The organism is Aureivirga sp. CE67, assembly GCF_015767245.1.
Lineage (GTDB): Bacteria > Bacteroidota > Bacteroidia > Flavobacteriales > Flavobacteriaceae > Aureivirga.
In genome coordinates this window covers 120103-137505 of sequence record NZ_JADOTV010000008.1, presented here as the reverse complement: position 1 = coordinate 137505, position 17403 = coordinate 120103, and the positions used below count along the sequence as shown (strand labels likewise).

At 29.4% G+C, this 17403-nt stretch carries 12 protein-coding genes; 6 read left to right on the top strand and 6 right to left on the bottom strand.

Features of this window, described 5'->3' with window-relative positions:
• Positions 1-348: 348 nt before the first annotated feature.
• On the top strand, positions 349-7275 hold the full coding sequence (locus tag I0K12_RS11495; protein ID WP_196888197.1) for an HYR domain-containing protein: 6927 nt from the start codon (positions 349-351) through the stop codon (positions 7273-7275).
• A 66-nt stretch (positions 7276-7341) separates the two neighbouring features.
• On the opposite strand, the gene I0K12_RS11490 is transcribed toward I0K12_RS11495, so the two are convergent.
• Entirely contained in the window at positions 7342-7728 is a 387-nt protein-coding gene (locus I0K12_RS11490; protein WP_196888195.1) for a DUF4345 domain-containing protein, read from the bottom strand.
• A 71-nt stretch (positions 7729-7799) separates the two neighbouring features.
• A complete protein-coding gene (locus I0K12_RS11485) occupies positions 7800-8492 on the bottom strand; it encodes a helix-turn-helix transcriptional regulator (protein WP_196888193.1) in 693 nt (230 codons plus the stop codon).
• A 295-nt stretch (positions 8493-8787) separates the two neighbouring features.
• On the opposite strand from I0K12_RS11485, the gene I0K12_RS11480 reads away from it, so the two are divergent.
• On the top strand, positions 8788-10248 hold the full coding sequence (locus tag I0K12_RS11480) for a hypothetical protein (protein ID WP_196888191.1): 1461 nt from the start codon (positions 8788-8790) through the stop codon (positions 10246-10248).
• 94 nt (positions 10249-10342) lie between these two features.
• Here the strand turns inward: I0K12_RS11480 and I0K12_RS11475 are convergent, their stop codons facing one another.
• The 4 genes from I0K12_RS11475 to I0K12_RS11460 form a co-directional block, all read right to left on the bottom strand.
• Positions 10343-10957: a transposase gene (locus tag I0K12_RS11475; RefSeq protein ID WP_196888189.1), complete on the bottom strand. Its 615-nt coding sequence runs from the start codon at positions 10955-10957 to the stop codon at positions 10343-10345.
• A gap of 27 nt (positions 10958-10984) precedes the next feature.
• Complete coding sequence (locus I0K12_RS11470; protein WP_196888187.1) at positions 10985-12187, bottom strand: hypothetical protein; 1203 nt, start codon at positions 12185-12187, stop codon at positions 10985-10987.
• 110 nt (positions 12188-12297) lie between these two features.
• Positions 12298-12618 (bottom strand): winged helix-turn-helix transcriptional regulator, encoded by a 321-nt coding sequence (locus I0K12_RS11465; RefSeq protein WP_196888185.1) that lies wholly within the window; start codon positions 12616-12618, stop codon positions 12298-12300.
• 38 nt (positions 12619-12656) lie between these two features.
• Positions 12657-13529, bottom strand: coding sequence for a hypothetical protein (locus tag I0K12_RS11460; RefSeq protein ID WP_196888183.1), 873 nt, complete (start codon positions 13527-13529; stop codon positions 12657-12659).
• A 98-nt stretch (positions 13530-13627) separates the two neighbouring features.
• Here I0K12_RS11460 and I0K12_RS11455 point away from each other — a divergent pair, with 98 nt between their 5' ends.
• The 4 genes from I0K12_RS11455 (at position 13628) to I0K12_RS11440 (ending at position 17402) form a co-directional block, all read left to right on the top strand.
• Positions 13628-14083 carry a hypothetical protein gene (locus I0K12_RS11455; protein WP_196888181.1) on the top strand — a complete coding sequence of 152 codons (456 nt, stop codon included), beginning with the start codon at positions 13628-13630 and terminating at the stop codon, positions 14081-14083.
• 194 nt (positions 14084-14277) lie between these two features.
• Positions 14278-15459 carry a TolC family protein gene (locus I0K12_RS11450; RefSeq protein ID WP_196888179.1) on the top strand — a complete coding sequence of 394 codons (1182 nt, stop codon included), beginning with the start codon at positions 14278-14280 and terminating at the stop codon, positions 15457-15459.
• A gap of 10 nt (positions 15460-15469) precedes the next feature.
• Complete coding sequence (locus I0K12_RS11445; protein ID WP_196888177.1) at positions 15470-15793, top strand: hypothetical protein; 324 nt, start codon at positions 15470-15472, stop codon at positions 15791-15793.
• 103 nt (positions 15794-15896) lie between these two features.
• Positions 15897-17402, top strand: coding sequence for an efflux RND transporter periplasmic adaptor subunit (locus I0K12_RS11440; protein WP_196888175.1), 1506 nt, complete (start codon positions 15897-15899; stop codon positions 17400-17402).
• The last annotated feature ends 1 nt before the right edge of the window (position 17403 follow it).

The window sequence follows — 17403 nt, the reverse complement described above, 5'->3', positions numbered from 1 at the left end:
TCTTCGTTTTCGAAAACTCAGAAAAAGGCCGGGCTTTCCGCTATATCTTTTTTGCTAAAGTAGCGGAATGAAGAAAAGCAAAAAAGGATGCCGCTACAATCCCTAACGCAGATAATTACTAGAAAAATAACATAAAAATCACCTTTGTTTAATATAATACATTGGCTCATAGGTGGTTGCTTGTAAATGTAAATCGAAATGAAATAAAGTACGGATTGTAAAAAGTATTTGAGGGTTAAAAATTTAAAATAATAAGCATTTTACTTATTATTGATTTGTAAATGTTTGTTTATTAAATATTTAAGTTAAAAAATTATACTTTTGTCAAAAATTAATAAAAGGAAAATTATGACAAAAAAAATTACTTTTTTCCTATTGTTGCTCTTTTTCAATTTAGCAACAATAGTAGCGCAATCAGTTGATGTAGTTACAGGTGTATCTCAACCAACGGGTATTGTTTTAAATGGAAACGATTTATATATTGCAACTTCAGGTGGACAGCTTTATAAAAAAGATATTTCGGATCTTTCTACAACTTCAGCAACAGAAATCCTTACAGGATTGGATACACCTCGTGGGATGCTTTTGAATGGAAATGATTTATATATCTCAACAAACACTACTGTATCAAAAGTTGATATTACAGATCCTTCGTTAACTGTTTCAACAGTTGTCTCTGGATTTGATTTAGCAGAAGAATTAGTATTAAATGGAAATGATTTGTATATCTCTGAATGGAATGGGAAAAAAATCCATAAGATTGATATTTCAGATCCAAATCCAAGTTTAACTACTATTTTCACCCATTCTTCAGAAATATATGGTTTAGCTATACAGGGAAATGATTTGTATTTTTCGGATGAAAATGGTAGTATTTCTAAAATAGATCTTTTAAACCTATCTTCTGGACATACGATTATTACTTCAGGACACGGATCATTACGTGCATTATCTTTAAGAGATAATAAACTGTATGCAGGTTTAGCAGTAAGTGGTATTTTACAAATTGATATTAGCAATCCAACACCAGTTGTTTCTACTTTTATTTCAGGATTTATTGCACCATATGGATTTGCATTTGATAACCATAATATATATTACTCTGCTTATGTAAATGATACTGTAACTAAGTATTCTATTTCTTCAGATATTACAAATCCAGAAATAGTTGAATGCGCAAATGTACCAGCATCTATGCCTTGTAATGGTGTTTTAGCTGATTTAACTTCAGAAGTAGTAGCTACAGATGATTCTGGAATAGCACCAATAATAACACAAAACCCTACTCCAGGAACGATTTTAGAATTAGGGACACAAACGGTAACTTTTACTGCTACAGATTCTAACGGTAATTTTACAGAATGTTCTATTGATATTGAAATCACAGAAATTATTAGTCCAGAGATAATTTGTCCTGAAACAGTAACAGTGAATTATGATCCAAGTATATGTGGAGCAATTGTTACTTATGATTTACCAACTATTTCTGGAGATTGTTCTTCTATAAATGAAATAAATTATAGTGAATTAAAAGTATTAAATTATTTACAAGATGATTATGGACATAATTTGAATGCAAAGCTTACAGAACTAGGTGTGAATGCTACTTATTATGGAGGTGATGGTAATTTAGATACAGTACTTACATCAGATAGTTGGGATATAGCAATTCTTCAAGTGTATTCTAGTTCTTTAAATGATGATGAAATCACAGCAATTTCAAATTATTTAGATAATGGAGGGAAATTGATTATGCATTATTGGAATTTAAATTCAAGTCCAGTATTACAACAAATTTTAGGAGTTTCAAACACAGTATCCTATAATACACCAACGCCAATTTATATTTGGTCAGATGCTAATCCAGTTTTTAATTACCCAAATCAAATAGTAGATTTTACTGTTGTTGGAGATAATGGAGGTGAAGATAATGGAGATATTTTAGAGCCTGATGCTTCTTCAACTGCTCTTGCTGGGCACACTACAGAAGCTGAAGCTAATCAAGCAGCAATAATTCTTAGTAATAATGAGAATAGTTTTTACCATGGGTTTGCAGCTTCTGATTTTGAAATTGAAAATTATGAAAACTTGATTGAAAATGAAATCTCCTTTTTATATGATAATTTACAATTAACAGCAGGTGTTAGTTCAGGAGGAGTTTTTCCAGTTGGTACAACAACTACGACTTATACTTTAACAGATAATTTAGGAAATATACATTCTTGTAGTTTTGATGTAACAGTTATAGATAATCAAGCACCTGAAATAAATGATTTAGCAGATTTAACAGCTGAATGTGAAATGTTAGAAGCAGAAATTATTATTCCAGTTGCAATTGATGTTTGTGAAGGAGAGATTACAGCAACAACAGAATCTAATTTAAATTTTACAGAACAAGGAACCTATGAAATTATTTGGAATTTTAAAGATAGTCTTGGAAACGAGGTTGATGTGGTTCAAAATGTAATAATTGAGGATAATGAAACTCCAATAGTAGTAGGAGAAGATATTCAAACTACATTTAATTTTGGAGAACCAGAACTTATAATAAATGATTTAGAACTTCCTACTGAACTAATTGTTAGTAATGATAAAGTTTATTTTAATTCTTGGGAGGGAAACAGTTTATATTCATTTTCTGTTTCAGACCCAGCTGGAACATTAGAAATATTACATACTGAAACAAGTAATATTTATGGATTAATTGAACATAATGGTATTTTGTATTTTTCTTTAGCATCTGGAGTGATAAAAAAATATACAATAGCAACACAAGAGGTAGAAACAATTAAGACAAATTTAGGTAACCTAAGAGGATTAGCTATTTATGAAAATGAATTGTATTGTGCAGATCCTACAGAAGATAGAATTTTTAAATTAAATCCTTTTGTTTCTGATCCAGATGTTATAAATGTTGTAACAGGATTAGTATGGCCAATGGGAATTGAAATTAAAGATGGTCAATTATTTATTGCTGATAATGATAATGGAAATGTACATAAAGTAGATATTACGGGATCTTTACCTGTAACTAATCCTACTGTATTTTTAAATATTCCAACGGTTGCTTCTGTTTATATTTTAGGAGATGAAATACTTATGGGGAATTATAATGGAGAAATTTATAAATCTGATATTTCTGTAGGTAATGCAGAGTTAATTTTGGATTTACCTGTTGAAGGTCTTTTAGATTTTTCATCTAGAGATAATACTCTTTTTTTAACTTCAGAATCTGATGATTCAATCTATAAAGTGTCTTTTGAATCTACATTTGCAAATGGTGAATTAGAAGATATAATTACTTCTTGTTATATTAATTCATTAGAAAATCCAGTAGTTTCAGATAATTGCTCATCTAATATTACAATTACAAATGATGCTTCTTACCCTATTACAGAAACAACTGTTGTAACATGGACTTTTGAAGATGAAAATGGAAATATAAGTTCACAAACGCAAAATATCATCATCGATGAAAATGCAGCTCTGGAAGCTATTGAATTGGATGATTTAACCGCAGAATGTGAATTACTTGAAGGAGATATTGAAGCTCCTACTGTATTAATGAACTGCACAGAAGAAGTAACTGCTACAACAGAATCAAATTTAAACTTTACAGAACAAGGAGTTCATGAAATCACTTGGATTTTTAATGATGGAAATGGGAATGAAGTAGAAGTGATACAAAATGTTATTATTGAAGATACTACAGCTCCAGAAGTTTTAGGAGGAATTTCGTCTACATTTAATTATGGAACGCCAGAGATGGTTTTAGACGGTTTAAATGTACCTGCAGAGCAAGTTATTGTAGGTGATTTAGCATACTTTGTTAGTTGGGGTTCTTCTAATTTATATTCTTATTCTCTTTCAGATCCATCAGGTACTTTGGTAGAATTATATGATGGAACAGCAACTTATTTTGGTTTAGTAGAGCATAATGGAGTATTGTATTTATCTTCTAGTCAGGGAGTAATATATAAATATACAATTGCAACTCAAGAGATAGAAAATGTAAAAACAGGTTTAGGAACATTAAGAGGATTAGCATTTTATGAAAATGAATTGTATTGTGCAGATATAGAAGGGGATAGGGTTTTTAAATTAAATCCTTTTGTTTTAGATCCAGAGGTAACTAATGTTGTTACAGGTTTAAGTTGGCCTACAGGTTTAGATTTTAAGGATAATTATTTATTTATTGGTGATAATGGAGATGGAAATATTTATAAAGTAGATATAACACAGCCACAACCTATATCAAACCCTAATATTTTTACTAGTATTTCTTCTCCTGCTGCTGTTTGTGTTCAAGGTGATGAGGTATTTTTTAGTAGTTATGATGGAGCTGTTTATAAATCAAATGTTGATAGTGCTTCTTCAACATTGATTAATTCTTTTTCTGGAGGACTTATTAGTTTAAGTTCTGACAACAATAATACTCTATATTTATCTTCAGAGGACGAAAATGCCATTTATAAAATGTCTTTTGAATCGATATCTAATATTGGAGAGATACAAGATTTAACTTCACAATGTGAAGTAACATCAATAGAAAATCCAGAAGTTACAGATAATTGTTCATCTAATGTTATAATTACAAATGATGCTATATTTCCAATTACTGAAACAACTGTTGTAACTTGGACTTTTGAAGATGAAAGTGGAAATATAAGTTCACAAACACAAAATATCATTATTGATGAAAATACAGAATTAGAAGTTATTGAATTGGATAATTTAATTGCAGAATGTGAGTTACTTGAAGAAGATATCGTGGCACCAACAACGATGGATAATTGTACGGGTGAAATCACAGCAACAACAGAATCTAACTTAAACTTCACAGAACAAGGAACGTTCGAAATCGTTTGGATTTTTAATGATGGAAATGATAATGAAATCGAAGTGATTCAAAATGTAATCATTGATGATATTACGAATCCAGAAGTTATTGAGTTAGCAGATTTAACTTCAGAATGTGAAATCTTAGAGGCAGAAATCGTAGTTCCAACAACGATGGATAACTGTGCCGGAGAAATCACAGCAACAACAGAATCTAACTTAAACTTCACAGAACAAGGAACGTTCGAAATTGTTTGGGTTTTCAATGATGGAAATGATAATGAAATCGAAGTGATTCAAAATGTAATCATTGATGATATCATAAATCCAGAACTTATTGAATTAGCAGATTTGACTTCAGAATGTGAAATTTTAGAAGAAGAAATCGTAGTTCCAACAACGATGGATAATTGTGCAGGAGAAATCATAGCAACAACAGACTCTAACTTAAACTTTACAGAACAAGGAACTCATGAAATCGTTTGGATTTTCAATGATGGAAATGATAATGAAATCGAAGTGATTCAAAATGTAATTATCGATGATATCACAAATCCAGAGGTTATTGAATTAGCAGATTTGACTTCAGAATGTGAAATTTTAGAAGAAGAAATCGTAGTTCCAACAACGATGGATAACTGTGCAGGAGAAATCACTGCAACAACAGAATCTAACTTGAACTTCACAGAACAAGGAACTTATGAAATCGTTTGGATTTTCAATGATGGAAATGATAATGAAATCGAAGTGATTCAAAATGTAATTATCGATGATATTACAAATCCAGAACTTATTGAATTAGCAGATTTGACTTCAGAATGTGAAATTTTAGAAGAAGAAATCGTAGTTCCAACAACAATGGATAATTGTGGAGGAGAAATCACAGCAATAACAGAATCTAACTTAAACTTCACAGAACAAGGAACGTTCGAAATTGTTTGGGTTTTCAATGATGGAAATGATAATGAAATCGAAGTGATTCAAAATGTAATCATTGATGATATCACAAATCCAGAACTTATCGAGTTAGCAGATTTAACATCGGAATGTGAAATTTTAGAAGGAGAAATCGTAATTCCAACAACATCTGATAATTGTGCGGGAGAAATCATAGCAACAACGGAATCTAACTTAAACTTTACAGAACAAGGAACGTTCGAAATCGTTTGGATTTTCAATGATGGAAATGATAATGAAATTGAAGTGATTCAAAATGTAATCATTGATGATATTACGAATCCAGAAGTTATTGAGATAGCTGATATCACAGCAGAGTGTGAGATTTTTGAAGCAGAAATTCCTATTCCAACAACAATGGACAACTGTGCTGGAGAAATTGCAGCTACAACAGATTCTGAATTAAATTATACTGAGCAAGGAACGTATGAAATTATTTGGAATTTTGACGATGGAAATGGAAATAGTATTGATGTTATTCAAGTAATAACAATTGATGATACAACTGCTCCAGAAATGATTGAATTAGAAACATTAACAGCAGAATGTGAGTTGTCAGTAACAGATATAACTTTCCCAACAACGACAGATAATTGTGTTGGTGAAATCACTGCAACAACAACTTCTTCGTTAGAATTTAATGAACAAGGAACTCATGAAATTGTTTGGATTTTTAATGATGGAAATGATAATGAAATTGAAGTAATTCAAAATGTAATTATTGAAGACTTAGAAGCTCCAATTGTAGAAAATTGTCCAGAAAACGAAGTGATTGATTTAGAAGATACTTGTGATTTTGAAATTCCAGATTATACTACATTTGATTACTTATTATCAGATAATTGTGGAGGAGAAGTTACAATAACTCAATCTCCAGAAGTAGGAACGTTGATTACAGAAAGTACAGAAGTAATTATGACTTTCACGGATACTGCAGGAAATCAGTCAGAATGTAGTTTCATGGTAGAATTAGTGGATACAACAGCACCAACTTTTACATGCCCAGAATTACAAACTATTTTAGTTGAAGAAGGAGGTTCTTATACTTTAGAAGATTTCACAGTAGATATTCCAACACAAAATGATTGTCAAGATGTAACTTTCACACAGTCACCAGAGGAAGGAACAGAGCTAGGAATTGGAGAGCATGTTGTAACATTAGAATTGACAGATGCTTACGGAAATACACATTCTTGTGAGTTTATGGTAAAAGTTACAACAGACTTGAGAGTAGAGGATGAGTTTATCACTGAAAATATGATCAAAATTTATCCAAATCCAGCAAAAGATATTGTAACAATTGAAAGCGATATTAAAGTTCAGAAAATCTATATTTTAGATATGTCAGGAAAAATAATTTTAGATCGAAAAGGAGCGGAGGAAAACACAATTGATGTTTCTGCGCTTGCAAGAGGAACTTATCTTGTAAGAGTTCAGTCTAAAAATAATTCAGTACTGAAAAAAGTAGTTCTTTATTAATCAAAATTTAAATATTTTAATGAAAGGTTGTACAATTAAGTACAACCTTTTTTTATTGTAGTAATTTTAGATCATAGCTAAAATCAAATATGAAATATTCAAACCTCCCAAAATAATTTCTGAAAAAATACCTTGCATAATCTGTTTGTTCGGTTTTCCATCAGAATTCATACTAAAAACTCTTCCAATAGCAAAACCAATGAAAATAAGTATAGCTATAATAAAAGAAGTAAAAGTGAATTTTGGTAAAAATATTCCTAATAGAATCAACAACCCAGAAAGAAACATTACTGCGCTCAAACCACGAATTTCATTCAATAAATTAGTGTCTTTGTGAAGAGAAATTCCTGAGTTTTTATAATAAGTTTTAAGAGGGTTTACTAATCTAGAAAGACCAACAAATGTTAATAGAATTCCTGATAATGAAAGTGTAATGATTTTGAAAATTTCCATTTTATATGCGTTTAAATTTGATTTAATGCAAATGTAAAATGGACTTGTGACAAGGGTGTGTCAGGGGTGTATTATTTTTTTATATAATTTTCAAAATATTCTTGAATCGTCATATTATGCGGAGAAAAAGTTTCATTTGTAGCTAACAAGGATTGGATATAATCAATACGAAAAGCTCTAAAATTATTTCGCAATCTACAAAAAGCAATTAGCAAAAAATTCCCATGAATACTATATACTGCAAAAGGTTCTACAATTCTTTTTGTCAATTTTTTATCCGAAGATAAATACTCAATTTGTAGTATTTGAAAATTAGTAATTGCAGACTGAATCATCATCAAATTATTACTAGATTTTTCTGCATTTTGATTAGTATTGAAATAAATTCTATTCGCCAACAGATCTGCTTTTCCTTTCTGAGAATATTTCAAAACCGACTTGATTTTCGTAATTGCGCTACTATAATTTTCACTAAAAGAAATGTCCTTATTTTGCGAAATCAATTGCTCAGCAGTAATCAAAGCATTTGCCTCATTTTCTGTAAAAAGTACAGGTGGAAGTTGATAACCTTCCATCAGAGAATAGCCTTTACCTTCTTCTGTCACAATCGGAATTCCAGATTGTTCTAACGTTCGAATATCACGATAAATTGTTCGAATACTTACATCATATTTTTCTGCAAGATATCTGGCTGTCACAATCCTTTTCGATTGTAAAATGGTGATAATAGAAGTCAATCTCGAAAGTCTAGGTTTTTCGTTCATTCTGAAATGTAATCTAAATTAATAGCCTTCAAAGTTAATTAAATTTGGGCGTTTCCATTTTTCTTCGTTTCTAAAAAAACTCAGAAAAAGGCCGAGCTTTCCACTATATCTTTTTTGCTAAACCAATTTTATGAAGAAAAGCAAAAAAGGATGCCGCTGCAATCCCTAACGCTGTAAATTACTTGAATAATAAATTCTAACTATAAATTATTTTTTTAACTTAGAAATGTTATAATATTGCAATGAATAAATAAAACGATATAGAGATTTTCTCTAAGTTTATAAAAATTAAAAAATGAAATTAAAAAGAGTACTTTTGATAGCACTGATGTGTGCTTTTTATCAATTATCCGCACAAGTCAATGTTTCAGTAGGGGTTGGTGTTGAAGCCCCAAGAATGAGAGTAACAGGGCCTGATACAAATGGTTTAACAGAAAATGCTAGTTATACCACAAATTTTGTTTCTCCCATTGTTAAAGATGAAAATTACTATGTAATCACTGAAAAGCTAAATACATATTGGGTAAAACAATATTCTATTGAAAATGAATTTATAAAAGAACATAAAATTCCTTATGAAAATTTTGATCATACAAATTTAATGGGAGGATTGTTCAATAAAGGTGAAATGTTTTTTTATTTTTCAAATAATTCAAGATCTGGATTTACAATTCGTTCTATGGAAATGAATACAGGAAATTCAAAAGAAATAAAAATTTCTTTAGAGTTTGAAAAACAAAATTTTGTTGATTTTATAGTAAAAGGAGAGTCGGTTTATTTAGTTTTTATTGAAAAAAAATCATCGATTTTAAATTTTTATAAGTTTGAAGGAACCGAAAATACAGGAAAACATGTGGTAGACTTATCTAAATATAAATTCAAAGAATCAAAATATTCGAATAAACTTTATGATATCTTGAAAAATGATAAAATAGCTCAAATTTCCTCAAACAATATCACCTTAATAGAAGAAGCTGCTAAGAAAAATAAAACCTATGTAAATCAAGATTCTTATTTTATCGTCATGGATGCTAGTGAGAAGAATACAAAGTGTATTGAAATCGATTTGAATGATTTTTCTTTCGAATTAAAAATGTTTTTTAAAAAAGGAAAAGATTATAAAAGTTCTAAAAAATATAAGTCAAACTCTTTTATTAATAATAATCTGTTATTTCAAATAATCTGTTCGAGAAAGGAAATGTATATTTCAATTTTTGATGTTTCGACTAAAGAACTTTTAAAACAATTTCATGTTGGAGAAAATCAAGATATAGATTTTAATGTTACCGATTTTGAACAAATAAAATATTTAAAAAAGGAAAAAAAGAAAACATGGTCTGAGACTGATAAATTCTTGAAAAAAATGAAATCTGGAGCAGTTGCTATTTCTGTTTTTGAATATCAAGAAAATTATTATATCGAAATTGGGGGAATTCCGAATACAAAATCTAAAGGAATATTATCGGAAATTGGTTTAGAAAATTTTAAAGAAAATTCTGAAATATTACCTTCGTACTGTAAATATACAGGTTTAACGGAATATTCATTTAAATCTATTTTGAATAAAAATACTTTAGAATTTAAAAAAGAAAGAACCAAAGATTTTAAAAAATTTGATGAAAAAATAAATCAATTAGCAAGTAGAGGTTATAAAAGAGATAATATTATTTTTAGAGATGGAGATAAAATTAAGATCTACTATTACAAAGAAAAATTAGACAAAGATGTGCTAGAAGATGCAGGATTAAAAAAATAATATAAAAGCCCTGTAATGCTAATTATAGGGCTTTTATATTTGCTATTATTCCTTAGGTGTTTTAGTATCTGAAATACTTAAACTGTAATTCAATTCACATTTTCAATTTATCCTTTTCCCAATTTTCCGGATTGTTTTTTATATAATTAGATATTCTATCAAAGGATTCATCATTTCGAATAATATGTTCCCAATAATTTCGCTGCCATAATTTTTTATCGAATCGTCTCCAATGATGATTTTTTACACCACGAATATATTCATTTGTCGTCATGGTTTTAAACCATTGTATGATTTGATGTAGGGATGAACCAACTCGTAGGGATGAACCAGCGTGTTCATCCAATACAGAATTTGGTTCATCATCTGGATTGACACATTGATTAGGATTGACACATTGGTTTGGATTGACACATTGGTCAATCCCTACGGTGGAATCGGTGATTTCAATAATACAATGAAAATGATTTGGCATCACAATCATTTCATGACATTTGATATCTGGAAATTTGTTTTCTAATGCAGAATACCATTTACAAATCATTTTACCTGCATCATTTAAAAATAATTCACCATTTTTTATTTCACCAAAAAAATGTGTGCGATTTTGACAACAAATTGTAACGAAATACAATCCTGCTTTTGAATAATCATAACCTTTTAAACGAATTGATTTACGATTGTGGATTTTTGGATTGTATTTTGACATCTTTATTATTTTTAATGAAATATAAAACTAATAAATCGGCTTTTTATAATCTCCAACATTCATACTAAAACGAATTTTTTCATAATCCACTTTTTCCTTAGTATCATTTTCTTTTTTATAATCCTTATACAAATCTTGACGCATTTCTTCCGTCATTTCAACCATTTTCAAAAGTTCATCACCTTCCTGAATATAAACATTCTCATTTTTATACTGCGCTTTCATGTTCGAACAACGAGCTACATAGCCCATTCTCACAGGAATTTGATCTACATTCAACATCGAAGTTCGAATTTCGTGTGTGTACAAACGATTTGTAGAAAGTGGAATAATAAAGGCAGAATTCGGATAAAGCGTTACACTAAATTCCTTTACCAAAGAAGAATCGGTAATATCTTTTTTCAGTTTAAACAAAAGTCTAGAAAGTCCACTGACATTTTTGTAAGTCCAATCAAACGGATCTTTTTTAGAAGGTTTTAATTGCTCAAATTCAGTTCTATCATAAAAAGTACAAAAAGCAATCAAACCATTTTCGTCCATATCTTTTGTTTTGTCCGAATGCGCTTTGATTTTTGCTTTTGCTTGCTTCCCGTTCTCTTGAACTTTATTTCTATAAATCTGCGCCAAAACATGATTCAAATCCGTGTCATTTTCAAAAACATCCTTCGCACAATCATTTAAACGTTTTATAATTTTTCTATCTGAATTTCTAAAATTATCTGTCGGCCCAGTTAGATTGCTAGAACATCTCAAAAGATGATAATGCAAGATTTCTCCATTTTCATCAGATTCTTCTTTTTTTACATCTGTCATATAGATTCCAGAACGCAAGGCTTTTGTATTTTTAATAGATTCAGTCAATTCCTGAAAATCATGTTCAGATTCCACCCATTTAAAATAATCTTCATCATTGAATAAATTTCGATATAAAATTCCTGCATCATGAAAAAGAATTGGAGTTTTTCCCAAATCCGTAAGTTCAAAATTTTCTAGATTTTCATAATTTGTAGAAAGTTCTTTAATAATCAAAACAGATTTATTTTCATTATTAAAATCCTTTAAATCACCACAAACATATATTTTTTGATTTTCTTTAGTTTGGTTTAAGTTTTCAATAATTTCTCCACAAAAGTTTTCTTTTAAGAATAGAAGGTCTTTGTTTGTTTCATTTTCAGAAGGAAGAATTAGTAGCGCATTTTTTGTTTTTGAAATAGAATTTTCGGTTTTCATTTTTACTTATTTTTTTGCTAAAGCTACTATTTTGGAATTAATAAATCAAATAATAGTTTCTGTTAGCTAATAATAAAAAAACGAAAAGACTGCCTAAACAGTCTCATTTTTTATGATGGAAATTTTCTAGCCCATTCTTTTGTCCACGGTTTTAATAAATTTAATTGCGTACATAAACTCAAACCAAGCGGTGTTAAAATATAGCCATCTTTGCTCAATTCTAGCAAATGTAAATTCTTCAATTCTTTGATTCTTTTGTTCAAAGTAGTAGGAGATGAGGTTCCGCACCTGTACAATAATTCACGGAATTTACAAGGTCCATCTTTCAAACTCCAGATGATTCTCAAACTCCAGTTTTGTCCTAAAATATCGAATAAAGCTAATAAAGGCTGATCATTAGTAGCATCTTTTTGTGGTATTGTTATTTTCATAATTGTTTTTAATTATTACAGTAAATGTAGCAAAAAAATCAATTATTTAAAAAGTATTTTATAGATTCCAGTTTTTTAATTTTTTTATTTGAGTTTTCTATTAGATTATTATTGTAATTTTTTATACTATTTATTAAATCTTTATTTTGATCAAAAATATCGCAATATTCCATCAGAATAATCATAAAACTCATACAGTTCAAGTTTGTGCTCACTTCTGAGTTATTGATTATTCCTATCATTTTTTTATTATTATCATAAACATTTTTAAAAGAAATATGAATAATTCCATTACTAGTTTCATAACTCCCTTTGTTTTTAATTTCTTCAATATGTGATAGAGTTTCTTTTGAAAAATTCTCTTTTATAAATTGTGTGTTAATGAATTTGTAAAATTCTAACTCACACATGCTTATTTGTTTTCTTAGTAAAGAATTCAGTTCTATTAATCTAGTTGATGATTCATTAATTTCAATAATATTTGTTTCTTTTTCAAATTTTAATTCTTCCAATATTTCTAAAAAATCCTGAAATTCGTTATCTAATTTTAAACTAGATAAACTGTTCATAATTTGTGAGATATTGAAATTATGAATATGTTCTGAATATGTTGAACATTTGTATTCTGTATAATTGGGTTTTAAATTTTCGATATCAAATAATTGATTTGATTTTTGAAAAAAAACAATTTTATTATTTAAATCATCTAAGGTTTTTATAACCATTTTTTTGAAGAGTATTTTATTATTTTTTGCCTCTTTGGATTTTTTGATTTTATTTTTAATACTTTCGACTATTGAAGAAATGATATCTCTAATTAAAAAAACAATTAATGTTATAATTCCTGTAGCAAATAACCCATATTCACTTAAAAATGTATGTAGATTTTGAATTTTAGTAACTTCTTGCATTTAACAATTTTTTATTTTAAGAGTACAAATAAAGGTAAAAAAGATTTTGAATAGAATCTTTTTCTAAAATATAAAAAAATACCATAGCTTTGCACTTGATGAATTACCTAAAGAAAATAAAAGCCTTTTTACTTTTAAGTGTGATTAGTATTATGATTCTTCATAATGCTTTGCCGCATATTCACCATATTCATCACAAATTAGTTTCTTCGGAAACTACGCATAATCATTCACACGATGGACATTCACACCATCATCATTCTTCAGATGAAAAAAAGCAAGATACTTCAGAGTTACAATCCAAACTTCCGATTGATTTAGAAGGACATGCACATTCAGTTCATACATATGAAGATGTAACAATTTCAAAATTCAAATCAGAAATTACTAAAACTCAAAAAGTAGTTTCAGAGATTGGTTTTGTTTTCACAGATGGCTATTATACAATTGCTGAAAAACTTGATTTACATAGAAATTTTCTTTATGAAGAACCTTTCTACGAATCCTATGTTTTTCAAAATATTGCTTTAAGAGCTCCACCTACAATTGCCTAAATTCTACATTTCGGATAAATCTCTTTATCCAAAAAATCAATTATTTTATTAATAAAAGGGTTTGTAAATTATTTGTTTACAGATAGTATTCTAATTTAAATTTATCTGTTATTGAAAGTTCCCCTCTTGAGAGGGACTAGGGGTGTGTTTTTATTCACCCAACAAACTCAAACTCTTCCAAATCATCTCAAAAAATGAGACTAAATATAGTTTTCATTATTTGTAGTTTATTTGCTTTTTCTCAGCTAAATGCACAAGAAAAAGTGGAGAATATTCTACAAAAAATAGAACAAAATAATAAAGAATTAAAGGCTTTTGCTACTTATATAAAAAGTAAAAAACTAGAATTAAAATCAGAAAATAATCTTCCAAACCCTGAAGTTGGGGCTTATTTTTTACCATGGGGAGAACATTCAGATGGAAATTACACAGAGTTTGAAATTTCACAAACTTTCGAATTTCCAACAGTTTATATTTCCAGAAAAAAATGGATTAAAAATGAGCAAACTAGTTTGGATTATGTTTATGAATTAAAAAAACAAGAAGTTTTATTTTCTGCTAAAAAAGAACTAATCAAACTAATTTCATTACAAAATTTGATGAAGTTAGAAGAAGAAAGAATTCAAAAAGCAGAGAAAGTTTATGAGCAAACCAAACAACTTTTTGAAAAAGAACAAATTGGAATTTTAGACCAAAACAAGGCTAAAATAGCTTGGTTGCAAAAACAATTTGATTTCGAAAAGTTACAAACGGAAATTCAAAATCAGAAGCTTTCTTTGGAGAGTTTAAATGGAGGAGAAGCATTAAATTTTTCTATTCTAGCATTTGATAAAAGTGTAAATTTGGCGCCTTTAAGTGAATTATGGGAACAAAAGAAAATGAACGATTTTATGTTGAAGCAAATTTCGCAAAAGGAAACTGTTGCCTTACAGAAATATAAACTTTCGAAGAATAAATCTTTGCCAAATCTAACAGCTGGTTTTAATTATCAAGGTGTTGCAGGAAATAATTATTCTGGACTTTATGGAGGAATTTCGATTCCGCTATGGAATAATAAAAACAAAGTGAAAGCTGCGAAAATCGATTATGAATCAACAAAAATCGAAACGGAAGCATCTACTTTGAAACTGTATGCTGATTTTCAACAGAAATACAATTCATATCAAACAATTTTGAGTAAATACGAAGCTTATAAAGAGACTTTAGAGTCGATGAATTCTTCCTCTTTATTATTGAAAGCGTATGAATTAGGTGAAATTGATTTCATTACATATTTCCAAGAAAATCATTTTTACGAACAAGCGATAAATAAAGTTTTAGAAATGAAAAAAGAACTTTATTTGCTTCAAGCAGAATTATTTAAATACCAATTATAAATTAAATATTATGAAGATCACAAAATTATTAATTGCAGGATTAGTTGTTTTTGCAGTGGCTTGTACGCCAAAAAAAGAAAAGAAAAATGAGGGTCACGGACATGATCACGGAACAGAGCAACACTCTGATCACGGACACGATCATGGAGATGGAGGACATGACCACGGAGAAGGTGGACATAGCCACGAACATGGAGATCACCATGAACAAGAAGAGTTTAAAGTAAAAGACACAACTTCTACTCACGAACACAAAGAAGGTGAAGATCACCACAAACATGAAGCGGAGAAAACGCACAAACATGAAGATGGAACTGAGCACAAAGCTCACTAATTAAATTTTAAATTCCCCTCCTTTAAAAAAGGAGGGGTGCCCAACGGGCGGGGAGGTATCCCAGCATTTTGTGATTTAAATAATTATTAAAACAAAAAAAACAATGCGATTTTTATATATAATCATTGCTTTAGCAATAGTTTCTTGTAGCCCAAAAGCACAAGAAGATCATGGACACGCACATGATGCAAATGGTGGACATTTTGAAGAAACACCAAGAATAGATTTTACAAAATGGACAGAGAAATCAGAATTATTTGTTGAATTTCCAGTTTTAGTAGTTGGAAAAACAAGTCGATTTGCTGCTCATTTTACAACGATGAAAAAACACAAACCTATTACAGAAGGAAAAGTAACGGTAAGTTTTATTTCTGGAAATTCAGGGATTAAGCATACAGTGAACGCGCCATCTTCTCCAGGAATTTTTTCTCCAAAATTACAACCGAAAAAAGCAGGAAAAGGGACCTTGATTTTTGAGATTCAAACACCTGAATTTTCGGATAAAATTGTAATTAAAGATGTAGAAGTTTATGCTGATTTAGAAACTGCTAGAAAAGCAAATCCAGCTACGGAAGATGAGGCTACGATTTCATTTTTAAAAGAACAAGCTTGGAAAATGGAATTTAAAACTGAACCTGTTCGAGAAATGGAAATTTATGAAATGATTTCAACTTCTGGAGTTTGGAAAACATCGAATTCTAATTCGAAAGTTTTAAATGCAACAGCAAGTGGAACTGTTTCTTTTGCTAATGAAAAAATTGTAGAAGGTGCAAAAGTTCAGAAAGGACAATTACTTTTAATGATAGAAAGTAAAGAGTTTTCAGCGAATAATTTAAACTCGAATGTTGCAAAAGCAAAAGCAAATTTTGAAGAAGCAAAATCAAATTTTGATAGAAAAAAAGAATTATACAATTCGAAAATCATTGCAAAATCAGAATTTTTAAAATCGAAGAAAGAATTTGAAGTAGCAAAAGCTTCTTATCAATCTTTAGTTTCAAATTTTTCTTCAAAAGGAAAACAAATCAGAGCGCCATTTTCTGGATTTATTAAAAATGTAAAACAAAGAAATGGTGATTTTGTAGAAGAAGGAGCGATGTTGTTTACAATTTCTAGTCAACAATCAAATATTTTAGAAGCAAAAGTGAGTGCTTCGGATGCAGAAAAATTAAGTGAGATTCAAAATATTTGGTACCAACCAGAAACAGATTCTTGGTCGAATTTGAAGAAAACAGATGGAGAAGTTTTATCTGTAGGGAAAAAAGTAGATGCTGAAAATCCGATAGTTTCTGTAATAGCAAAAGTGGAAGATGCTGTTTTAAAACCTGAAGGAGCATTTACAGAAGTACAAATTGCTGTTGGAAATGGAGCAAAAGGAATTGTAGTTCCTGTGAATTCTTTATTAGAAGATTATGGGAATTATTCTGTAATTGTTCAATTGAGCGGAGAAACTTTTGAAAGAAGACCAGTAATAATTGGAAAGCAAAACGGAGAATTTGTCGAAGTTAAAGAAGGGCTTTCGAAAGAAGAATTTGTAGTGACAAAAGGTGCGTACCAAGTGAAAATGGCTTCAATGTCAGGACAAGCACCAGCTCACGGACATGCACACTAAA

What these genes read in the sequence shown, in the direction of transcription:
- I0K12_RS11495 (WP_196888197.1), top strand. Translation starts at nt 349, where the DNA reads ATGACAAAAAAAATTACTTTTTTCCTATTGTTGCTCTTTTTCAATTTA.
- I0K12_RS11490 (WP_196888195.1), bottom strand. Translation starts at nt 7,728, where the DNA reads ATGGAAATTTTCAAAATCATTACACTTTCATTATCAGGAATTCTATTA.
- I0K12_RS11485 (WP_196888193.1), bottom strand. Translation starts at nt 8,492, where the DNA reads ATGAACGAAAAACCTAGACTTTCGAGATTGACTTCTATTATCACCATT.
- I0K12_RS11480 (WP_196888191.1), top strand. Translation starts at nt 8,788, where the DNA reads ATGAAATTAAAAAGAGTACTTTTGATAGCACTGATGTGTGCTTTTTAT.
- I0K12_RS11475 (WP_196888189.1), bottom strand. Translation starts at nt 10,957, where the DNA reads ATGTCAAAATACAATCCAAAAATCCACAATCGTAAATCAATTCGTTTA.
- I0K12_RS11470 (WP_196888187.1), bottom strand. Translation starts at nt 12,187, where the DNA reads ATGAAAACCGAAAATTCTATTTCAAAAACAAAAAATGCGCTACTAATT.
- I0K12_RS11465 (WP_196888185.1), bottom strand. Translation starts at nt 12,618, where the DNA reads ATGAAAATAACAATACCACAAAAAGATGCTACTAATGATCAGCCTTTA.
- I0K12_RS11460 (WP_196888183.1), bottom strand. Translation starts at nt 13,529, where the DNA reads ATGCAAGAAGTTACTAAAATTCAAAATCTACATACATTTTTAAGTGAA.
- I0K12_RS11455 (WP_196888181.1), top strand. Translation starts at nt 13,628, where the DNA reads ATGAATTACCTAAAGAAAATAAAAGCCTTTTTACTTTTAAGTGTGATT.
- I0K12_RS11450 (WP_196888179.1), top strand. Translation starts at nt 14,278, where the DNA reads ATGAGACTAAATATAGTTTTCATTATTTGTAGTTTATTTGCTTTTTCT.
- I0K12_RS11445 (WP_196888177.1), top strand. Translation starts at nt 15,470, where the DNA reads ATGAAGATCACAAAATTATTAATTGCAGGATTAGTTGTTTTTGCAGTG.
- I0K12_RS11440 (WP_196888175.1), top strand. Translation starts at nt 15,897, where the DNA reads ATGCGATTTTTATATATAATCATTGCTTTAGCAATAGTTTCTTGTAGC.